The organism is Niallia sp. FSL K6-0212, from assembly GCF_038007605.1.
In the GTDB taxonomy this organism is placed as follows: domain Bacteria; phylum Bacillota; class Bacilli; order Bacillales; family Cytobacillaceae; genus Niallia; species Niallia circulans.
Map to the genome: position 1 here is coordinate 3,259,352 of NZ_JBBOXL010000001.1, position 22,172 is coordinate 3,281,523.

At 36.3% G+C, this 22,172-nt stretch carries 21 protein-coding genes; 17 read left to right on the forward strand and 4 right to left on the reverse strand.

Translation table 11 applies throughout. From position 1 onward, the window contains the following. Window positions 1-295 precede the first annotated feature (295 nt). The 15 genes from yfmF to MHH96_RS15405 all read left to right on the forward strand — a co-directional run bounded on the left by yfmF (window position 296) and on the right by MHH96_RS15405 (window position 16,619). The gene (yfmF, locus tag MHH96_RS15335) at window positions 296-1,576 is read left to right on the forward strand and encodes an EF-P 5-aminopentanol modification-associated protein YfmF (RefSeq protein WP_061796648.1); all 1,281 of its coding nucleotides are present in this window, start codon (window positions 296-298) and stop codon (window positions 1,574-1,576) included. Beyond that, a complete protein-coding gene (gene yfmH, locus MHH96_RS15340; protein WP_047940063.1) occupies window positions 1,576-2,859 on the forward strand; it encodes an EF-P 5-aminopentanol modification-associated protein YfmH in 1,284 nt (427 codons plus the stop codon). Before yfmF ends, yfmH begins: the two co-directional genes overlap by 1 nt. Window positions 2,860-2,942: 83 nt before the next feature. Then, the gene (ymfI, locus tag MHH96_RS15345) at window positions 2,943-3,665 is read left to right on the forward strand and encodes an elongation factor P 5-aminopentanone reductase (protein WP_047940064.1); all 723 of its coding nucleotides are present in this window, start codon (window positions 2,943-2,945) and stop codon (window positions 3,663-3,665) included. 94 nt (window positions 3,666-3,759) lie between these two features. Then, window positions 3,760-4,017: a DUF3243 domain-containing protein gene (locus MHH96_RS15350; protein ID WP_047940065.1), complete on the forward strand. Its 258-nt coding sequence runs from the start codon at window positions 3,760-3,762 to the stop codon at window positions 4,015-4,017. A 440-nt stretch (window positions 4,018-4,457) separates the two neighbouring features. After that, entirely contained in the window at window positions 4,458-5,249 is a 792-nt protein-coding gene (locus MHH96_RS15355) for a YmfK family protein (protein ID WP_047940066.1), read from the forward strand. A 20-nt stretch (window positions 5,250-5,269) separates the two neighbouring features. Next, on the forward strand, window positions 5,270-6,154 hold the full coding sequence (locus MHH96_RS15360) for a helix-turn-helix domain-containing protein (RefSeq protein WP_047940067.1): 885 nt from the start codon (window positions 5,270-5,272) through the stop codon (window positions 6,152-6,154). Window positions 6,155-6,270: 116 nt separating this feature from the next. Continuing rightward, window positions 6,271-6,849 carry a CDP-diacylglycerol--glycerol-3-phosphate 3-phosphatidyltransferase gene (gene pgsA / locus MHH96_RS15365; protein WP_047940068.1) on the forward strand — a complete coding sequence of 193 codons (579 nt, stop codon included), beginning with the start codon at window positions 6,271-6,273 and terminating at the stop codon, window positions 6,847-6,849. A gap of 101 nt (window positions 6,850-6,950) precedes the next feature. After that, window positions 6,951-8,192, forward strand: a complete 1,242-nt coding sequence (locus tag MHH96_RS15370) for a competence/damage-inducible protein A (protein ID WP_144544228.1) — start codon at window positions 6,951-6,953, stop codon at window positions 8,190-8,192. Window positions 8,193-8,369: 177 nt separating this feature from the next. Further along, window positions 8,370-9,413 carry a recombinase RecA gene (recA, locus tag MHH96_RS15375; protein WP_047940070.1) on the forward strand — a complete coding sequence of 348 codons (1,044 nt, stop codon included), beginning with the start codon at window positions 8,370-8,372 and terminating at the stop codon, window positions 9,411-9,413. A 557-nt stretch (window positions 9,414-9,970) separates the two neighbouring features. Next, window positions 9,971-11,539, forward strand: coding sequence for a ribonuclease Y (gene rny / locus MHH96_RS15380; protein ID WP_047940071.1), 1,569 nt, complete (start codon window positions 9,971-9,973; stop codon window positions 11,537-11,539). A 141-nt stretch (window positions 11,540-11,680) separates the two neighbouring features. Next, window positions 11,681-12,478, forward strand: coding sequence for a TIGR00282 family metallophosphoesterase (locus MHH96_RS15385; protein WP_047940072.1), 798 nt, complete (start codon window positions 11,681-11,683; stop codon window positions 12,476-12,478). 185 nt (window positions 12,479-12,663) lie between these two features. Further along, window positions 12,664-12,924 (forward strand): stage V sporulation protein SpoVS, encoded by a 261-nt coding sequence (gene spoVS, locus MHH96_RS15390; RefSeq protein WP_016201204.1) that lies wholly within the window; start codon window positions 12,664-12,666, stop codon window positions 12,922-12,924. Window positions 12,925-13,429: 505 nt separating this feature from the next. Then, window positions 13,430-14,353 (forward strand): dipeptidase, encoded by a 924-nt coding sequence (locus tag MHH96_RS15395; protein WP_152679985.1) that lies wholly within the window; start codon window positions 13,430-13,432, stop codon window positions 14,351-14,353. Window positions 14,354-14,685: 332 nt separating this feature from the next. Next, complete coding sequence (gene miaB, locus MHH96_RS15400) at window positions 14,686-16,236, forward strand: tRNA (N6-isopentenyl adenosine(37)-C2)-methylthiotransferase MiaB (protein ID WP_047940278.1); 1,551 nt, start codon at window positions 14,686-14,688, stop codon at window positions 16,234-16,236. Further along, window positions 16,236-16,619, forward strand: coding sequence for a RicAFT regulatory complex protein RicA family protein (locus MHH96_RS15405; protein WP_047940074.1), 384 nt, complete (start codon window positions 16,236-16,238; stop codon window positions 16,617-16,619). The genes miaB and MHH96_RS15405 overlap by 1 nt, the downstream gene beginning before the upstream one ends. A 123-nt stretch (window positions 16,620-16,742) precedes the next feature. Here the strand turns inward: MHH96_RS15405 and MHH96_RS15410 are convergent, their stop codons facing one another. The 3 genes from MHH96_RS15410 to MHH96_RS15420 form a co-directional block, all read right to left on the reverse strand. Further along, complete coding sequence (locus MHH96_RS15410) at window positions 16,743-17,096, reverse strand: hypothetical protein (RefSeq protein ID WP_047940075.1); 354 nt, start codon at window positions 17,094-17,096, stop codon at window positions 16,743-16,745. A 109-nt stretch (window positions 17,097-17,205) separates the two neighbouring features. Beyond that, complete coding sequence (locus tag MHH96_RS15415) at window positions 17,206-17,514, reverse strand: hypothetical protein (RefSeq protein ID WP_047940076.1); 309 nt, start codon at window positions 17,512-17,514, stop codon at window positions 17,206-17,208. 35 nt (window positions 17,515-17,549) lie between these two features. Next, window positions 17,550-17,969: a hypothetical protein gene (locus MHH96_RS15420; RefSeq protein WP_047940077.1), complete on the reverse strand. Its 420-nt coding sequence runs from the start codon at window positions 17,967-17,969 to the stop codon at window positions 17,550-17,552. 339 nt (window positions 17,970-18,308) lie between these two features. On the opposite strand from MHH96_RS15420, the gene MHH96_RS15425 reads away from it, so the two are divergent. Then, complete coding sequence (locus MHH96_RS15425) at window positions 18,309-18,860, forward strand: outer spore coat protein CotE (protein ID WP_047940078.1); 552 nt, start codon at window positions 18,309-18,311, stop codon at window positions 18,858-18,860. A 100-nt stretch (window positions 18,861-18,960) separates the two neighbouring features. On the opposite strand, the gene MHH96_RS15430 is transcribed toward MHH96_RS15425, so the two are convergent. Next, window positions 18,961-19,185 carry an excalibur calcium-binding domain-containing protein gene (locus MHH96_RS15430; RefSeq protein WP_095257593.1) on the reverse strand — a complete coding sequence of 75 codons (225 nt, stop codon included), beginning with the start codon at window positions 19,183-19,185 and terminating at the stop codon, window positions 18,961-18,963. Between the two features lie 306 nt (window positions 19,186-19,491). On the opposite strand from MHH96_RS15430, the gene mutS reads away from it, so the two are divergent. Next, window positions 19,492-22,110 carry a DNA mismatch repair protein MutS gene (mutS, locus tag MHH96_RS15435; RefSeq protein WP_047940080.1) on the forward strand — a complete coding sequence of 873 codons (2,619 nt, stop codon included), beginning with the start codon at window positions 19,492-19,494 and terminating at the stop codon, window positions 22,108-22,110. The last annotated feature ends 62 nt before the right edge of the window (window positions 22,111-22,172 follow it).

Here is a 22,172-nt window from a genome sequence, read left to right on the forward strand (position 1 = left end):
GGCAAGTGTTCGTTCGATTGACTTAATCATTCATAATGAGTGGAAGGAGAGAAAAAGGTATCTTTAGGCAATTTTTCAATGGGAACGTCGATGAAAGACTTTCAGAAATAGAGGCAAAATCCTATTATTATAAGTTTAAGCTATATGATAAAGAAGGAATAGAAATAAGCAAAGGAGAAAGATATAAGTTTAGAGGAAAATCATCCTAATCTAGACTTTATGAGAATAACCATATAAATAGAGTTAATACTAGTAAGTAGTGTATGATTAGTGTAAGTATATGAGGAGGTATGTTATGAGCATAGCAACGGAAAAAATTACAAAATATAGCGGCTTTCAATTACATACAGTCAAGACTGAAAAATTTAAAACGAATACGATTGTGGTGAAATGGCGGACCCCTATTACAAAAGAAAATTCCACACACAGGGCCCTTCTTCCTTATGTGATGCAAAATAGTACAAAGAAATATCCGACAACGGCAAAGCTTCGTTCCTTTATAGAAGAATTGTACGGAGCTACTTTTTTTATCGATCTTGCTAAAAAAGGGGAATACCACATTGTTTCTTTCTCCTTAGAAATTGCAAATGAAAAGTTTCTCTCAGACCCAGCTCCTTTATTAAAAAAAGGCTTGGAATTTTTATCTGAGGTAATCTTTCAGCCAAATGTATCAGAAAGTGGTTTTGACCAAAATGTTATAGAGAATGAAAAACGTGCATTAAAGCAAAGAATTCAATCCATCTATGACGATAAAATGCGATATTCGAATCAACGGGTAATTGATGTTATGTGTGAAAATGAGCCTTATGCATTAAGTGTGTACGGTGAAAAGGATGAGGTTGACAGCATTACCCCACAATCCCTTTACGCCTATTATACAAAAGCGTTAGCAGAGGATCAGATTGATTTGTATATGGTCGGCGATATTAAAGAAGAAGAGATAGGAGCATATATTGAGGATTTATTTCCATTTAAAGAAAGAACTGCACAATCAATTGATCGTAGAAAAACGTATGAAACTAGGGAAGTAAAAGAGGTTCGTGAAGTTCAAGATATTAAACAAGGAAAACTAAATATGGGATTCCGCACAAATATAGTTTATGGAGATCCAGAATATTTTGCCCTTCAAGTACTTAATGGTATTTATGGCGGGTTCTCGCATTCTAAGCTATTTATTAATGTCAGGGAAAAAGAAAGTCTTGCCTATTATGCAGCAAGTCGTTTAGAAAGTCATAAAGGATTGCTTTTAGTAATGTCAGGAATAGATAATAACAATTATGATAAGGCAGTAAAGATTATTAAGGAACAAATGGAGTTAATGAAAAAAGGCGAATTTTCCGATCAAGAAATAATGCAGACAAAAGCGGTGATTCATAATCAAATGCTGGAAACATTGGATACTTCCCGTGGCATGATTGAACTGTTCTACCATAATAGTGTAAGTGATAATTATGTAGAGATGGGCGATTGGCTTCAATATATGAGTAAAGTTTCCAGAGAGGAAATCATTGCTGCCGCTAAAAAGATCGAACTAGACACCATTTATTTCTTAACGGGATCGGAGGGAAATGCATAATGGAAAAAATAGAATTTGCTCAATTGCAAGAAGAGCTATATTATGAAAAATTAGCAAATGGCTTAAAGGTATATATTTTGCCGAAAAAAGGGTTTAATAAGACGTTTTGTACATTCACAACAAACTATGGTTCTGTAGATAACACCTTTATTCCTCTTGAGGGATCCGAATTCACTCAAGTTCCTGATGGAATTGCTCATTTCTTAGAGCATAAGCTTTTTGAAAAAGAAGAAGGTGACGTTTTTCAAGATTTTAGTAAACAGGGGGCAAGTGCTAACGCTTTTACGTCTTTTACAAGAACAGCCTATTTGTTTTCTAGTACCTCTAATGTAGCGAATAATCTGGAAACGCTTATTAATTTTGTACAGGAGCCATACTTTACGGAGAAAACGGTAGAAAAAGAAAAAGGAATTATCGGACAAGAAATTACGATGTATGATGATAATCCAGATTGGCGCCTTTACTTTGGATTAATTGAAAATATGTATGTCCATCATCCTGTGAAAATTGATATTGCTGGAACGATTGAATCCATCTCACATATCACAAAAGATATGTTGTATGAGTGCTATAATACGTTCTACCACCCAAGCAATATGCTTCTTTTCATTGTAGGACCTGTTGATCCAGAGGAATATATGGCTCAGATAAGAGAAAATCAAAGTAAAAAAGACTATACAAATCATAGTGAAATTCAACGTAAATTTAAAGAAGAGCCTGCACATGTTAATAAGGACAAGCAAGTTTTAAAAATGAACGTCCACACTTCTAAATGTCTTGTTGGGATAAAAGGAATCAATGTAGAGCAGTCCGGAAAAGAAATGATGAAACAAGAGTGGAGCATCAATTTATTATTAGATTTCCTATTTAGTGAAAGCTCTGAAAACTACCAAAATCTTTTCCAAGAAGGCTTAATTGATGATACTTTTTCTTATGATTACACACAGGAGCACGGATTTGGATTTGCGATGATTGGTGGGGATACGAGTGATCCTGATCGGTTAGAAGCTGCAATTAAAGAAATTTTAATGAAAGCTAAAACAATGGATTTCGCCAGCGAGACGTTAGAAAGAACGAAGAAAAAGAAAATTGGCGCTTTCTTACGTGCGATTAATTCACCAGAATATATCGCTAACCAATTTACACGCTATGCTTTCAATGAAATGAATTTATTTGATGTGGTGCCTGCTGTCGAAGAAATAACAGTAGAGGATATAAAAAATGCGGCTAATAAATTTTTAGCAGAAGAAAGACTAACATCTTGCCAAGTAGTGCCGAAATAATGATGGCAGACACAAAGAAATTTATTTCTTTGTGTCTGTTGCTGTTTAGATTTATAGGTAAAAGTATATGGAGTGAGAAAAAAATGGGGAAATGGATTTTAATTACCGGTGCATCTGGTGGGATTGGACAAGCAATTGCAAAACAATTAGCAAAAGAAGGCTATTCTCTTTACTTACATTATCATCAAAATGAAAAAGCAATAAAGGAATTATTAGAAGTTCTAGCAGTGAATGGCGGAGAATACTTACCTATACAAGCAGATTTACAACAAGAAAATGACTATCAAAAAATTCTCGAAAGTATTTTCACAATAGATGGAATCGTTCACGCAAGTGGTATAAGTACATATGGTTTATTGACGGATTTGGAAGAAGGGGAAATGAAAGCCCTATGGAATGTCCATGTTCATTCATTAATGTGTATAACAAAAGCATTATTACCGAAAATGCTTTCTAGACAATATGGTAATATTATCGTGATCACCAGTATATGGGGCCAAGTAGGAGCAGCAATGGAAGTTGCTTATTCAACTGTAAAGGGCGCCCAGATTAGCTTTGTGAAGGCATTAAGTAAAGAGGTTGCCTTTAATGGTATTCGAGTGAATGCAGTAGCTCCTGGCGCTATTGAAACGAACATGCTTCAATCTTTTTCGCCTGAAGAAATGCAGTTGATGGCAGAGGAAATCCCGATGGGGAGATTAGGAAGTCCGCAAGAAGTAGCAGAAAGCGTAGCCTTTCTATTATCGGAAAAATCTTCTTATATGACAGGACAAGTCCTTTCACTTAATGGGGGATGGCATGTATAGATAGCTTTTCCAAAAGATTTTCATGCATATTATTTCATCGAACAAACCAAAATAATGATGTAATTCACTTAAGCAATGGAAGGAGTAATTCATGATGTCTATTTTAGAAAATTGGGATCAATGGAAAGACTTTTTAGCAGATCGTCTTCATCATGCTGAAAATGAGGGAATGAATCAGGAAGCAATAGGAGATCTTGCTTTTCAAATTGGAGATTATCTGTCTAATCAAGTTCAACCTAAGAATGAACAAGAAAAGATTTTATCCGATTTATGGTCAGTTGCAGATGAAAAAGAACAGCATGCGATTGCAAATATGATGGTAAAATTAGTGCATAATAACGGAACAAAATAATTATTAGTGGCAATCATAGAAGCTCGATAAATAGAAAAGCTATTTATCGAGCTTCTTTCTTTTGTTATGTAAAAATATTCTAATCAAGATGATATGCTTAATAGATGGGAATCCTGTCTGACCAAAAGCAAGAAAGCAAAATAGAAAAGGAAATAGGGAGAAAAGCTCCTCTATTAAAAAGGTATATCTCCACACTGTTCATTTAAATAAAGGAAGAAACAAATAGAAGCAATTGCCTGCAAATAAATCAAGTAACAATAGCAGAAACCAATGATTTTAGATAAAAAAGAATACCTTATTTTCCTAGAATGCACCCTTTCTATAAAAAGTCCATCTTTTTTTCTATTTTGACCCCTTTTTTCTTGATTATTTATACTATTGCTATATGATAGAAGTTAAAAGACTAGAAAATTTCACTTGCTAGTTGTAGGAGGATTTTTTTGGAACAGAAGGAATGGTATCTAGAATACGAAATTCAAAAAAACCGACCTGGCCTACTAGGGGAGATTTCCTCATTACTAGGGATGCTTTCAATCAATATTATCACCATTAATGGGGTAGACGATGGACGGCGTGGCTTATTAATGTTAGCCAAAAATAAGGAACAAATAAAAAGGTTAGAATCTATTCTCTATACAATGGACACAATAAAAGTAATCAAGCTTAGAGAACCTTCTTTAAGAGATAAACTTGCAGTTAGACATGGTCGTTATATTCAGAGAGATGCAGATGACAAAAAAACATTTCGCTTTGTTCGTTATGAGCTAGGATTGTTAGTAGATTTTATGGCCGAATTATTTAAGACAGAAGGCCATAAATTAATAGGTATTAGAGGGATGCCGCGGGTAGGTAAAACGGAGTCCATAGTAGCTGCAAGCGTTTGTGCAAATAAGAGATGGCTTTTAGTAAGTTCTACTTTGCTAAAGCAGACTATCCGCCATTCCTTAATGCAGGGAGAATATAATGAAAACAATTTATTTATCATTGATGGAATTGTTTCTTCTAAACAGATTAATGAGCGACATTGGGCGGTTGTTCGAGAAGTGATGCGCCTGCCATGTATAAAAGTAGTAGAACATCCTGATGCCTTTGTACATAATACAGAATACACTTTAGATGATTTTGATTATATTATTGAGCTAAGACATGAGCCAGGCGAGGAGATTCTTTATGATGTTCATAAAAAAAATACTCTTGCCTTAGAAAGTGAATTCGAGGGTTTTGATTTTTAGTAGTTGGAAGGTGTTATCTTGTGAGTGAATTAGGAAATCGATTAAAAGAAGCTAGAGAAGCTAAAGGACTAACGTTAGAAGAATTACAAGAGATTACCAAAATTCAAGTCCGTTATTTAGTTGGCATTGAAGAAGGTAACTATAGTATGATGCCAGGTAAATTTTATACACGGGCATTTATCAAACAATATGCAGAAGCAGTAGATTTGGTTCCAGAAGAAATATTTGAAGAGTATAAAGCCGAGGTACCAACAACGGTAAATGATGAGTTACCGCAAAATTTATCGAGAGTAAATTCAAGAAGCGCAATAGACGGAGCCACTTCTAAAGTATTTGATATCTTGCCAACTATTCTTATTGCTATTCTTGTATTGGCTGTTGCTTTCCTGGTTTGGTATTTTGTGTATGCAAAAGATTCAAATCCAGAAAAACAGTCTAGTAGTGATACGGAACCGAATTCTGTTTATATGAAATCAGATGCATTAAATAAAAAGGAAAAAGAAAAAGCAATTGATGAGGATGCTAATAAAGAGGAAGAACAAGTAGTTGAAGAAGAAGAGAAGAAAGTAGAAGAAGAGGCACCAAAACAAGAGATTACCAAAAAAGAAACAGCGGGAAGAACGACAACATATGAAGTGAAAAATGCTGAGAAGTTTGTTGTTAAGCTTGTAGCAACAGGAAAAGTTTGGGTTGATATCCAAAATGGCAAAAACTATTCTTTTTTCCAAGGTATCCTTGAAAAGGGTGGAGCTGAATCACACGAAGAAGATTTATCAAAAGAGACAGAAGCACGTATTGTAATTGGAAATAGTCAAGTTGATGTTTTTGTCAATGATGAAAAATTAGAGCTTGGTGATTCATCCTCTAGACAAGATCTTGTTATTAAAAATATAAAAGAAGAATAGTCATCGATTCGATGACTATTTTTCGCTATTATATCGTAATTAGGTTATAATACTAATGTTTTTAATTTATTTTTAATGAAAGTGACGATTAACGTCATGGTAATGGAGGATGTAAGATGAATTTGCCAAATAAGATTACCGTAGCAAGAATTTTATTAATTCCCGTCTTTCTAGTCATCATGCTAGTGGACTTTCAATGGGGAGAACTAACATTTTTAGGTGTTACCTTACCGATGACACATTTTATCGGAGCCTTGATTTTTATTCTAGCATCGACAACGGATTGGATTGATGGACACTTTGCGAGAAAGTATAATCTAGTAACCGATTTAGGGAAGTTTTTAGATCCTTTAGCAGATAAATTATTAGTTTCGTCTGCATTAATTGTTTTAGTAGGATTGCAGATGGCACCTGCATGGATTACGATTGTTATTATCAGCAGAGAATTCGCAGTAACCGGTTTACGTTTAATATTAGCTGGCGGCGGAGAGGTAGTCGCAGCAAATATGCTTGGGAAAATTAAAACTTGGGCTCAAATAGTTGCGATTTCAGCCCTTTTACTACATAATATGATTTTTGAACTTGTCTCACTGCCGTTTGATAAGCTTGCACTATGGGTTGCTTTGATCTTTACAATTTGGTCTGGCTGGGATTATTTTGCAAAAAACAAACAGGCTTTTGTTTCATCCAAATAAAATAGAGGAATAAAAATAAGGACATCTATTTATGACAAGCGAATATTGCTTTATAAAGAGACGTCCTTTCTTTATGAACAGACAAAAAGGGGGAGCACTACATGAATGCAGAGATTATTGCTGTTGGCTCAGAATTATTACTTGGACAAATTGCTAATACAAATGCTCAATTTATATCCAAGCATTTAGCCGACTTAGGAGTAAATGTTTATTATCATACAGTAGTTGGAGATAATGCAGCTCGTTTAGAGGAAGCGATAAAAATCGCTGAAAATCGAGCGCAATTGCTTATTTTCTCCGGCGGATTAGGTCCAACAAAGGATGATTTAACGAAAGAAACGATTGCCAAGCATATAGGGAAAGAGTTGGTTTTTGATAAAACAGCTTTAGCTTCCATTGAAGACTATTTTGTCAAAACGAAACGCACTATGACGGAAAACAATAAAAAACAAGCATTGGTATTAGAGGGAAGCGACGTTCTTCCAAATGACCATGGGATGGCACCGGGGATGTTTTTAAAAAAAGACAATCGTTTTTATATGCTTTTACCAGGACCACCGAAAGAAATTCAGCCAATGTTTGTCAAATATGGATTTCCAGCTATACAAAAGCAAATGACAAGCAAAGATGTCATCGTTTCGCGCGTGCTTCGCTTCTTCGGCATTGGAGAATCGCTGCTGGAAACAAAAATAGAAGACTTAATTGATGCCCAGACTAATCCGACTATTGCCCCGCTCGCAGGAGATGGAGAGGTAACATTACGTATCACATGTAAACATGATTCTGTAGAAGAAGCAGATAAATTGATTGCCAAAACAGAAGAAGAAATATTCGCACGCGTAGGAGAATTTTTCTATGGATATGAGGACACTACATTAATGAATGAGCTTTCCCATATTTTATTAAAGAAAAATTTAACAGTAGCAGCAGCAGAGAGTCTGACAGGAGGACTGTTTCAGCAGGAGATAACAGGAATTCCAGGTGCTGGGAATATTTTTAAAGGGGGAATTGTTTGCTATACAAATGAAGTAAAGCATCAAATCCTGCAAGTAAAAGAGTCGACGATTAAAGAACATGGTGTGGTAAGCGAGCAATGTGCGAAAGAGCTTGCAGAGAATGTGGCACGTTTATTAAATGCCGATATTGGGATAAGCTTCACAGGTGTTGCAGGCCCAAATGAATTAGAAGGAAACCCAGTAGGTACCGTTTATATTGGGATTGCTAAAAGCGGGGAGCCGACAAAAGTAGAGAAGTTAGCATTAAGTGGAACAAGAGCAAGTAATCGAGTTCGAAGTGTGAGATACGGTCAATATTTCTTATTGAAAATGTTAGAAGATAAATAGTAGGGTGTCTTTTACTTAAAAGCTTCCTTTCAGCTGGAAAATAAAAAAAACGAATGAATGTTCGATTTTTTACTGTACAAATGAAAGGAAAAAAGGTATATTAAGTATATAATCTTTTAAACAACGAATGAATCATGATTAGTGAGATTCATTTTTTATATAAGGAGGAGAACGTATTTGAGTGATCGTCAAGCTGCATTAGAAATGGCGTTAAAACAAATAGAAAAGCAATTTGGTAAAGGTAGTATTATGAAGCTGGGAGAGCAAGCAGATAGAGTCATTTCTACTAGTCCAAGTGGATCTTTAGCTTTAGATGCAGCCCTAGGTGTTGGTGGATATCCAAGAGGTCGTATTGTGGAAATTTATGGTCCTGAAAGTTCAGGTAAAACAACAGTAGCGCTACATGCTATTGCTGAGGTTCAGGCAAATGGCGGACAAGCAGCATTTATTGATGCAGAGCATGCATTGGATCCAGTTTATGCACAAAAGCTTGGCGTTAATATTGATGAATTATTACTTTCTCAACCAGATACCGGAGAACAAGCATTAGAAATCGCGGAGGCCTTAGTACGAAGCGGGGCAGTGGATATTTTAGTTATTGACTCTGTAGCCGCACTTGTACCAAAAGCAGAAATTGAAGGCGAAATGGGAGATTCTCACGTTGGACTTCAAGCACGTTTAATGTCACAGGCGCTTCGTAAGTTATCTGGGGCTATTAATAAATCCAAAACAATTGCTATTTTCATTAACCAAATTCGTGAAAAAGTTGGAGTAATGTTCGGAAATCCTGAAACAACTCCTGGTGGTCGTGCGCTAAAATTCTATTCATCTGTCCGACTAGAAGTTCGTCGTGCTGAAACGTTAAAACAAGGAACAGATATGGTAGGAAACAAAACAAAAATCAAAGTGGTAAAAAATAAAGTAGCACCACCTTTCAAAGTAGCGGAAGTTGATATCATGTATGGAGAAGGTATCTCTAAAGAAGGAGAAATTATTGACCTTGGTTCAGAACTTGATATTGTTCAAAAAAGTGGAGCTTGGTATTCTTACAATGACGAAAGATTAGGCCAAGGCCGTGAAAATGCGAAGCAATTCTTAAAAGAAAATCCAGAAATGCGCTTAGAGATTCAAAAGAAAATTCGTGATCATTATGGGCTGGATAAAGAAGTAACATTACAGCCTGATAATGACGACCAAGAACAATTCGAATTAATCGATTAATCATTAAGAAAGATGGGAGACGGTTTTTCCGTTTGCCATCTTTTTTGTTACTATTCTATAAAAGTATATGTTTCGATACCATTCGTGTGCTTGAAGCTAACTAATCCAAAAACACGCAATTATTGGCCATCTTGTAAGCTGAAAAGTAAAAAAACTCTGTAATCGACTTAGGTATTTGAAAGAGGCTGTGGGATATAGGTCTCCACAGGTTTAATAAGCTTAATTTCTGACTATAATACGGATGATAGGTTAGATTTAGCTTTAGCTTTAAATAAGGTGAAATTCATACATATATAGGAAGTAAAGAGCAATTGTTAGAGGAAAATGATAACGAGATAGCCAATGAGAATTAGGTTAATCCTACTAGTTCAAAGTCTTGACAATAAATTGGTACAACTATACAATTGAATTGTATATTTTACATTTTTATAAGTATGAAAACCTAGAAAACATTTTTATAAGACTAGGGAAAATTTCGATTGAAAAAAGGAACATTTTAAGCCAATACTTTTAAAATCGTAACAAACACAATTTGATAGCAAGAGGAGGTGAAAATGATGGATTTAATAAAAATCATCTCCATTTTGCTTATTCTAATCGTTATTGCCGTTGTTGGCTTTGTTGTATATTTTATTCGAAAGTCCAATGCTAATGCAAAAATTAGCAATGCAACGTTGACTGCTGAACAAATTATGGAGAATGCAAAGCGTGAAGCAGACGCATTGAAAAAAGAAGCTTTGTTAGAAGCAAAGGATGAGATTCACAAGCTTCGTAGTGAAGCAGAACTAGAAGTTCGTGATCGAAGAAATGAACTACAAAAACAAGAAAATCGTTTATTGCAAAAAGAGGAAAATCTTGATCGCAAGGGAGAAGCGTTAGATAAACGTGAATCAGTGTTAGAAAAGAGGGACGATTCTCTTAATAAAAGACAACAGCATATGGAAGAGATGGAAAGCAAAGTGGACGAGATGGTTCGCAAGCAGCAAACAGAACTAGAGCGCATTTCTGGATTAACCCGAGAAGAGGCGAAGTCCATCATTTTAGAGCGTACAGAGCAAGAAGTTGCTCATGATATTGCGATAATGATTAAAGAAAGTGACACTAGAGCGAAAGAAGAAGCAGATAAAAAGGCTAAAGAAATTTTGTCACTTGCAATCCAACGTTGTGCAGCTGATCATGTTGCAGAAACTACAGTTTCCGTTGTTAACCTTCCAAATGATGAAATGAAAGGGCGAATTATCGGCCGTGAAGGACGAAATATTCGAACGCTTGAAACATTAACAGGAATTGACTTAATTATTGATGATACACCAGAAGCAGTAATTTTATCTGGTTTTGATCCAATAAGACGTGAAACTGCTAGACTTGCGTTAGATAAGCTCGTCCAAGATGGACGTATTCATCCAGCTCGTATTGAAGAAATGGTTGATAAAGCTCGCCGAGAAGTGGATGAACATATTCGTGAGATCGGAGAACAAACTACGTTTGAGGTCGGAGTTCATGGATTACATCCAGATTTAATTAAAATTCTCGGCCGTCTAAAATTCCGTACAAGCTATGGACAAAATGTATTAAAGCACAGTATGGAAGTGGCACAATTATCAGGAATTTTAGCTGCTGAACTTGGTGAGGATCAAACTCTTGCCCGCAGAGCTGGCTTACTTCATGATATAGGGAAAGCAATTGATCATGAAGTAGAAGGAAGCCATGTGGAAATTGGTGTCGAACTTGCTACCAAGTATAAAGAACATCCAGTTGTGATCAATAGTATCGCATCCCATCATGGTGATACGGAACCAACTTCAATTATCGCTGTACTAGTAGCTGCTGCTGACGCACTTTCAGCTGCAAGACCAGGAGCGCGAAGAGAAACATTAGAAAACTATATTCGCCGACTTGAGAAGCTTGAAGAAATTTCAGAGTCTTATGATGGAGTAGAGAAATCATTCGCTATTCAAGCAGGTCGTGAGATTCGAATCATGGTGAAACCTGATCTTGTGGATGATTTAGAATCCCATCGATTAGCACGTGATATTCGTAAGAAAATCGAAGAGGAATTAGATTATCCAGGTCATATCAAAGTAACCGTCATTCGTGAAACAAGAGCGGTTGAATATGCAAAATAAAAACGGTGCGTTTGCACCGTTTTTTTTATTGCTTGGCAACATTATTTTCAAAAAGCTTTTAGAAGGAAAATCGAGTTAGGAACGCAAGCAATAATATGTTACACTGTTACATAGTGAAGATTAGAAAGTAGGAAAAAAGACATGCATATTTTATTTATTGGGGATGTCGTAGGCTCTATGGGCCGAGATATGATTAAAGAGTACGTACCAAAGCTGAAGGAGAAATACCGTCCTCAGATGACGATTATAAACGGCGAAAATGCTGCTGGCGGAAAAGGAATCACCGAGAAAATCTATCGAAGCTTTCTGGAAATTGGTGCTCAAGCAATAACAATGGGAAACCATACATGGGATAACCGTGAAATATTTGAATTCATCGATCAGGCAAAATATTTAGTACGACCTGCCAATTTTCCCGAAAATAATCCAGGAAAAGGCATGGTATTTGTTAAAATTAATGATATTGAAGTAGCTGTTATCAATTTACAAGGCCGAACATTTATGAATCCGAGTGATGATCCATTTATCGTGATTGATGGCTTAGTTGAGGAAGCAAAAAAACGCACCGATATTATTTTTGTTGATTTCCACGGAGAGGCGACAAGTGAAAAGCAAGCAATGGGATGGTATTTAGATGGGAAAGTAACAGCGGTTGTGGGAACACATACGCATGTGCAAACAGCCGATAACCGTATTCTTCCAAATGGAACAGCCTTTATGGCAGATGTTGGAATGACAGGACCATATGACGCGATTCTTGGGATGCAGAAGGAATTAGTATTGAATCGTTTCTTAACCAATTTGCCAACACGCTTCGAGCCGCCGAAGAGTGGGAGAGCACAATTAAGCGGCTGTCTAATCGAAGTAGATAAAAAAACTGGGAAAGCAAAGAAAATAGAACGTATATTGATCAATGATGATCATCCATTTTTCTCGTAATAAATGGATGATGATTAGGAGAACTAGCTCTTCTTGCATTAACAAATATTTTCTAATTTTTTATGTCCAAGCTGGAATATGTGTATGAAACTTGGAATATAGTAACATTGGAATGATATATATCCTGATATGTTCATTATTACTTAATGTAACATGCGGGGGGGTTAAACAAGGAGGAGCTAGAAATGGAGATATTAAAGGTTTCAGCAAAGTCTAGTCCCAATTCTGTAGCTGGTGCGCTTGCAGGTGTTCTACGTGAAAGAGGTGGAGCAGAAATCCAAGCTATTGGTGCAGGTGCATTAAATCAAGCGGTTAAAGCAGTTGCTATCGCAAGAGGGTTTGTAGCACCTAGCGGAGTGGATTTAATCTGTATCCCTGCCTTCACTGATATCGTCATTGACGGTGAGGAACGAACAGCCATCAAGCTCATTGTGGAGCCTAGATAAAGAGAAAACAAGATTTGATAAAAAGTAGAAAAGCATGTAATTACATGCTTTTCCATTTATTCTGATCTTAATGGACAGTAAGAGGAAAGCGGCAGAACTTGCAGAACTTCTTGATATTCGCAGAAGCAGGTTTGAAGTCAGCTGTCTATTTAGTACTGAATGATTAACTATGATGAGTTGGAGAAGAAAAAATCTTCTCTGATCATAGTTTCGCTGTAACCCTTCTCTGATTGGTATGCTTGTTTGTGTTCTCTGATCTTTTTGGACCTGAATAGAGCAACCTTCAAAAAGGAAGGGGGATGTCTCCTCAATACGGTTTAGGCCCCGCAGTAAGGATTAAGTTGAAGAATAAACTTTTTCCTAAGCTATTACTTGAAACTGTGGAGAGTAAACCAAATGAGTGAGGCATCCTTTTTTTATAACTATAGTCAATTGATATCTTGAGGGATAGGAATAGCCATCAAGATTTACATAAAAAGAACATCTTTGTATGGGAGTGAATGGTTTGAATTACTTCGATGGACATTGTGACGTATTATTTAAAATGTTTATGGATAAAACAATGAATTTTCAGAATAGTAACAAACTTCATGTGACGAAGAGAGATTTACAAAAAGGGGGAGCAAAAATTCAATGCTTTGCTATTTATGTTCCAGAATCTGTCCATCCTGATATGCGGTTTGAAGCAGCTTTATCGATGACAAATATCTTTTATGAAAAAATCTTACAGCCGAATTCAGATTTAAAATTTATACGCTCACAAAAAGATATAAATGAATTAAAAGATGGAGAAATTGGTGCACTCCTAACATTGGAAGGCTGTGATGCAATTGGAGGAGATCTGCTAAAATTAAAAACATTGCTTCGATTAGGTGTTTCAGCAGTAGGGCTTACTTGGAACTATGCGAATGCTGTTGCGGATGGAGCACTAGAACCCAGAGGTGCAGGTTTATCTTTATTCGGGAGAGAAACAGTGAAGCTTTTGAATAAACAATCGATTTGGGTAGATGTTTCCCACTTATCGGAAAATGCTTTCTGGGATATTATGGAGCATGCTGATCATCCATATGCATCACATTCGAATACATATAATCTTTGTCCACATCCTCGTAATTTACGTGACGATCAAATTAAAGCAATGGTAGAAGCAGACAGTGTAATCGGAATTACTTTTGTACCGCAGTTTTTAAGTGGAACAAATTCAGCCACTATTACAGATATTCTGCGCCATCTTGATTATATTTGTTCGCTTGGAGGAGAGGATCATGTCGGTTTTGGTTCCGATTTCGATGGAATCGACCAAACGGTAAAAGGTCTAGCCTCTACTGCTGATTATCCTAATCTAATAAATGAGCTAACAAGATATTATACAAGTACGCAAGTAGAAAAATTCTTATATACGAATATGGCAAAAAGGTTTCCGAAATAAAGGAAATCATTCAGCTTCTTTTTGAGGAGGAGGGTGAAAGTCTCTTTCTAGTTAAACAATAAGAAAATAGTAGAATGATATCTTTAAAACGTTGCTATTGTTTTCAAAAGATGAAAGGCTTATACTAGAATAATGAAAATATGTCTATAAAGAATAGTACATATGAAACAGCAGCTATTATATGGATGGATGTTTTTCTTGTCTAAGCAGCTTTAATCAATTCACTCTGATGGGTGGAGAGAAGGAAACACCAATCAATAAGAAGCCTAAACATGTATTTTAACAAACTTATGGATGAAATAAAAATCATCGATAAGAGAGGAGTAGATGAAATGAACGAAAACCAACGTTTAGAAGGACAACAAATCGGAAGCAATAATTCTTCGGACAAAAAATCCGAAAAGGATTATAGCAAATATTTCGAAACAGTATATAAAGCGCCTTCCTTAAAAGATGCCAAAAGACGAGGAAAAGAAGAAGTTCGTTATGAAAAGGATTTCTCTATTTCCGAACAATTCCGCGGAATGGGTGAAGGACGTAAATTCTACATTCGTACATATGGCTGTCAAATGAATGAACATGACACAGAAGTAATGGCAGGGATTTTCTTAGCTTTAGGCTATGAAGCAACAGATTCAGTCAATGACGCCAATGTTATTCTTCTTAATACTTGTGCGATTCGTGAAAATGCCGAAAATAAAGTATTTGGTGAATTAGGGCATTTAAAACATTTAAAAACGGAAAAGCCGGACCTTTTAATAGGTGTTTGTGGATGTATGTCACAAGAAGAATCTGTCGTAAACAAAATCTTAAAAACATACACACAAGTAGATATGATATTTGGTACACATAATATTCACCGTTTACCAAATATTCTTCATGAAGCATATATGTCAAAAGAAATGGTCGTAGAAGTTTGGTCTAAAGAAGGGGATGTAATCGAGAACCTTCCTAAAGTACGTAATGGAAAAATTAAAGCATGGGTAAACATTATGTATGGCTGCGACAAATTTTGTACCTATTGTATTGTTCCATATACTCGCGGAAAAGAGCGAAGCCGCCGTCCAGAGGATATTATTCAAGAAGTGCGTCATTTAGCTGCACAAGGGTATAAAGAAATTACTTTGCTTGGTCAAAACGTAAACGCCTATGGAAAAGATTTCACAGATATCGATTTCCGTTTCGGAGATTTAATGGAAGAAATGCGCAAAATTGATATTCCGCGTGTTCGTTTTACAACAAGTCACCCACGTGATTTCGATGATCATTTAATTGAAGTGCTTGCTAAAGGCGGTAACCTAGTGGAACATATTCACTTACCAGTTCAGTCTGGTTCATCTGATGTGTTAAAAATTATGGCACGTAAATATACAAGAGAGCAGTATTTAGAATTAGTTCGCAAAATGAAAGCGGCTATTCCTAATTTAACTCTTACAACAGATATTATTGTTGGTTATCCAAATGAAACAGATGAGCAATTTGAAGAAACATTATCTCTTTATAAAGAGGTTGGTTTTGAAGCAGCTTATACATTCATCTATTCTCCACGTGAAGGAACACCTGCAGCACGAATGAAAGATAATGTTCCGATGGAAGTTAAAAAGGAACGCCTACAGCGCCTAAATGCTTTAGTTAATGAGTATTCTGCTAATTCCATGAAGAATTATCAAGGCCAAACGGTAGAGGTTCTTGTAGAAGGAGAAAGCAAGAATAACCCAGATGTGCTTGCTGGTTATACACGTAAAAACAAGCTAGTAAACTTTGTTGGACCAAAATCGGCAATTGGCAAACTTGTTTCTGTGAAAATTACCGATGCAAAAACATGGTCATTAAACGGAGAAATGATTGAGGTATTAGAAGCAGAAGCTGTTGAGGCAAACTAATGGCGAAATTCACACGAGAAGAAATTATTGAACGAACAGAGCAGCTTGCCAAAATGATTCGTGAGACAGAAGAAGTGGAATTTTACCAACGTGCCGAAAAACAAATCAATCAAAACCAAAAAGTAAATGATCGAATTGCCCAGATTAAAAAGCTGCAAAAACAAGCAGTTAATCTTCAGCACTATGGCAAAATTGCTGCTTTAAAAGATACTGAAGCAAAAATTGATGCCTTACAAAAAGAAATTGATGAACTGCCAATCGTCAGTGAATTTAAAGAATCACAAGAAATTGTCAATGATATGCTGCAAATGGTAACAAAAACGATCGCGGAAACAGTAGAAACAGAAATTCTTTCTTCTAATGAGAAGACGAAAGAACAATAAAACACTGAGATTCTCCGAAACAAGCGGAAAGAGGGTAAAAACATCCTCAAGAGTACCGCTGGCAGTTTTGGTAAATACAATGTAAACATATAAATGAAAACCAAGCATATTTTTGCTTGGTTTTTACTTGTTTTGATTATTTAAAATATTGATCGCCCGTAAGAATGCTTTCCGATATTCCTGTTGTTCCTTCATAGCTGTTTGCAAGGTCGAAAGCAATGCTTTATTAAGCTGCTTCGTTTCTTTGTCTTTTGCATTTCCGTTATTAACTGTTTGCAATAGAAATGTATACACAAGAAATAAGACAGAGTAATTGTCTACATAAGTTAGACTGACGGCACTTCCGCCATTTCCTCCTTCCGCATGTGTGTTAACAGAAGGTCCCCCTGTTTCTAGAATTTTATCGATAAGCTCCTCTGGTACTCCAAGCTCCTTTAATTTCTCGGCAGTTAACCCAATATTTTTTTCTTTAGCCATTCTTTAGCCTCCTTTTATTAGGTATGTAAAAAGAAAAGGGCAATCATCAAGAAGATGTTGCCCTTTATTATATGCTTATCTCTTATAGGAGTGATTATCTTAAAGGTGATTAACCTTCATTCACCATTTCAGGGCTATTTTCGTTGTAAGATACAGCAGTAGCAGCACCAGCAACGTTAGCATTAACTAAAATACCACCAACAAAGAAGTTTAATAAGTTAACACCTACAGCAGCACCACCAGCAGCACCAGCAGCAGAAAATTGGTTAGCTAGGTTACCGTTTCCTTGAGTAGCATTAGTGAATCCGCGAAGTTCTGCTCCTTTGTTTCCAATGCCTTTACCTTTAGCAGTAACATCAGTACCAGCAAGGCCAGTACCCTTACCTTCGTGACAATCAGATGTGCATTTAGACAACATTTGACTTCACCTCCTTTCAAGAAAAGATTCTTTACTTATTTTTTGATGAAATCTGAAAGATCTAGTGAAAAAATAGGCTTGCCGTTAACATTTAATTTAAGGTTCCCATCATCATTTGAAGCATCAATGACAGGTAATTTCTCTTGCAGCTTGCTTAGGGTGTCTTCACTTACTATACTTTTTAGCGTTTCTGGATTAAGATGTGGTTTTACTTTTTCTTTAATTGAATCTAAATCAACCGCACTTGCAACTTTCTCCTTCATCGCATCCATTGTAGTTCCAGCTACATTCTCAGAAACACCTTTGGTTAACTTTTGGACTAATCCACCCATTTCTGAAGATAATTTAGTAATTAATTCTTGTGCGTATTTAGCTCCGTCCTCACCAGTAACCTCTTTACCATTAACATTGAATTTAAAATCAAACTGATCGTTTTTATTAAATAACCCTGCCAACTTCCTCACCCCCTTACCGTATACTACAGTATATAGAGATTAGAACAAGCTGTATCCGCGAATGTATTAATACAAACGCATATTTTTTTTTAAAGCTTAAAAAAGAGCTGAATGGTAAGGTTCTTTCATTAAAAAAAGAAATATTGGAAATTTTTTTTAAGAATCGATAAAAAGTAGGATAGATGTCTAGAAAATACGCTAATATCGGCACACTTACCCAAGTTTTACATACAATGAAGTAGATTTAAGCATTACTTATCGTCTTTAAAAATTATCGCACACTAGACTCCTATCCCGCATAGGATGAAATGAAAATGAATGAGGAGGTTTCGCTCGAACATGGGAGAATATAGAGAGATTATTACAAAGGCAGTCGTAGCGAAAGGACGTAAATTTACAAAATCCAATCATACCATCTGCCCAGACAACAGCCCATCAAGTATCTTGGGCTGCTGGATTATCAACCATACGTATGAAGCAGAAAAGGTTGGTAAAACAGTAGAAATTAGTGGATACTTTGATATTAACGTTTGGTATTCTTATAATGACAATACACAAACGGAAGTAGTAACAGAGCGTGTGAAATATACAGATGTCATTAAATTAAAATATCGTGATCCTGACTGCTTAGAAGACCACGATGTAATTGCACGCGTCTTGCAACAACCAAACTGCATTGAAGCAGTGATTTCGCCAAATGGCAATAAAATAATTGTCCATGTAGAAAAAGAATTTATCGTTGAAGTTATCGGAGAAACAAAAATCTGTGTAGAGGTTTGCACAGACGAATGTGGCAAAGAAGATGACGATGAATGGTTTAAAGATGAAGTAGAAGATGAAGAATTTGAGGAATTAAATCCAGACTTCCTTGTAGGCGGGGAAGAAGAGTAAAGGCTAGGAGCTTTTCCTAGTCTTTTTTTCTATTAATGATTCCTCATAATCAATAATAGAAAAGCCTTTTTCCTATTTGCGTAAGAAAAAGGCAGGAAGATTATCTTTCACAAGCAATTCCGTCTTTATCACGGTCCATTTTTTTGTTTGCGTCATATAAGGCTTTAGATACATAAGGTTTGTATTTTGTTTTTCCACCTTTATTTTTGGTGCTTTTTGATTTAGCAACGCCACCCTTATAATCCTTGTTAAGGGCTGTACAATTTTTGTACTTTTTAACTTTTGTTTTTGCTTCTGCACTTGAATGTGGCATAAAACTTAGCATAAGAACAATCGTTAAAAGAATAGATAGAATACGTTTCAAGATAATTGCTCCTTTTCCTAAAATTAACTTTTATTTCAAGCTAAATTATAAAAGATTTGTTCGCGAATTACTAGTATTATTTTTAAAAATAATACTAGAATGGAGCAAAATGGAATGAACTAGTTAGCACCTTTAACTTCACACAAAAAAAGCAATTATTTTTAAGAGATATTCATGTTCTTTTCCCAACACCCCCCACTGAAATATTCTATTTCTTTATGTTATAATGGGAGAATAATAGATTTGGACAGGATTTTGGAGGAAGTTATGACAACATATACGCCCATGATACAACAATACTTACAAGTGAAGGCAGATTATCAGGATGCCTTTTTATTTTTTCGTTTAGGAGACTTTTATGAAATGTTCTTTGATGATGCCATCAAAGCATCACAGGAGCTTGAAATCACTTTAACAAGCAGAGAAGGAGGGGGAGCAGAGCGAATTCCCATGTGCGGTGTCCCACATCATTCTGCTGCAAATTATATTGAACAGCTAGTCGAACGCGGCTATAAAGTGGCAATTTGTGAACAAACAGAAGACCCGAAACAGGCAAAGGGAGTTGTGAAAAGAGAGGTCGTTCAGCTGATTACCCCTGGAACGATGATGGAAGGGAAAAATCTTTCCGATAAAGAAAATAACTACATTGCCACTATCTCTTTGTTTGCAGATGAGCAATTTGGCTTTGCTTATAGCGATTTATCGACAGGGGAAAGTAAAGCAACTCTTCTTAAGGGAATCGACTCTCTATTAAATGAATTATCCTTATCAGGTGCAAAGGAAGTCGTAATTTCTGACGATTTCTCAAAAGAGTATCAGAAGCGATTACAGGAAAGAGGTACATTGACCCTTTCGATTGAAAATGATCTGGATGAAAAAGATGTGCATGTACCATTATTGCAAGGTATTCAAGAACAACAGTTAAGAAGCACGGTTGTCCGCTTGTTTAATTATCTATATCGCACACAAAAGAGAAGCTTGGATCACTTACAGCCGGTTTCTACTTATGTTATTGATCAATTTATGAAGATTGATTATTTTTCTAAGCGGAATTTAGAATTAACGGAAACAATTCGCTCAAAAGGAAAAAAAGGATCTCTTCTTTGGTTATTAGATGAAACGAAAACCGCGATGGGGGGAAGACTTTTAAAACAGTGGATCGATCGTCCACTATTAAATAAGGAAGAGATAGAATATCGTCAAAATCTAGTCGAGACAATGATTGGACATTACTTTGAACGCCAAGATTTGCGGGAAAAATTAAAGGAAGTATATGATTTAGAACGTTTAGCAGGACGAGTGGCTTTTGGAAATGTTAATGCAAGGGATCTTGTCCAGCTAAAAAAATCGTTACAACAAGTACCAATCATTCAGCAAATTGTTGCATCGTTTGGTTCAAAGGAAGCAATGAGATTGGCTGAAGACCTAGATCCTTGTGAAGATATTACTGATTTACTGGAGCGAGCAATTGTTGAAAACCCGCCGTTATCCATTAAAGAAGGAAATATTATTTTAGACGGCTACCATCCTGAATTAGACAGTTACCGTGATGCAAGCCGAAACGGCAAAACATGGATTGCCCAGCTAGAAAGAGAAGAACGGGAAAAAACAGGCATTAAATCGCTGAAAATCGGCTATAATCGTGTATTTGGCTACTATATAGAAGTAACAAGAGCAAACGTCCATCTATTACAAGAAGGACAGTATGAACGTAAACAAACCCTTGCTAATGCGGAACGTTATATAACGCCAGAATTAAAAGAAAAAGAAAGTTTAATCCTGCATGCCGAAGAAAAAATGGTGGAATTAGAATATGAGATTTTTACAACCATCCGGGAAACCATTAAAGAATATATTCCACGCTTACAAAATCTTGCAAAAACTGTAAGCACACTAGATGTGCTTCAATGTTTCGCCACAGTAAGTGAGGATCGCCGCTATGTGAAGCCTGTGTTTTCAAGTGATCGTACGCTTTCTATTAAAAACGGCCGTCATCCTGTAGTAGAAAAGGTAATGAATGCACAAAGCTATGTAGCAAATGACTGCGCCATGCATAAAGACAGAGAATTGCTGTTAATTACTGGGCCAAATATGTCTGGTAAGAGTACGTATATGCGCCAGATTGCCTTAACAAGCATTTTGGCGCAAATCGGCTGCTTTGTGCCAGCAGATGAAGCAGCGCTGCCGTTATTTGACCAAGTATTTACGAGAATTGGAGCGGCCGATGATCTTATTTCCGGGCAAAGTACGTTTATGGTAGAGATGCTGGAAGCAAGAAACGCACTCCTGCATGCCACTAATAATAGTTTAATTCTATTCGATGAAATTGGTCGAGGCACAAGCACATATGATGGAATGGCATTGGCACAAGCCATCATTGAGTACATTCATCATGAAGTTGGTGCGAAGACTTTATTCTCTACCCACTATCATGAGCTGACTGTGCTTGCAGAAGAGCTTCCATCATTAAGCAATGTTCACGTCAGCGCAATGGAGCAAAACGGAAAAGTTGTTTTCCTTCATAAAATAAAAGAGGGAGCAGCTGACAAGAGTTACGGAATTCACGTTGCACAGCTTGCTGAGTTGCCAGAAGCATTGATTGAACGAGCACAAGAACTATTAACAAGCCTTGAGCAAAAGGATCAATTTGCTGGAGAAGCAGCCGTGGCAGTAATCGAAAAACCGGTTATGAAAGCTGAAATAGCTGAAGAAGAGGCACAATTATCATTCTTTGAAACAGAAGAGAAAAAACCGCAAAAAGTGATTTCTACGAAAGAAAAGCAAATTGTTAATAAACTGAAAGACTTAGATATATTAGAAATGACGCCAATGCAGGCATTAAATACATTGTACGAACTTCATAAAAAAGTCCGTAATGATAGATAAAGTGGGTTAGGGTGATAGAGTGTAAAGCCAGTGGTATGAACGCATAGAAATGAAATTGCGTT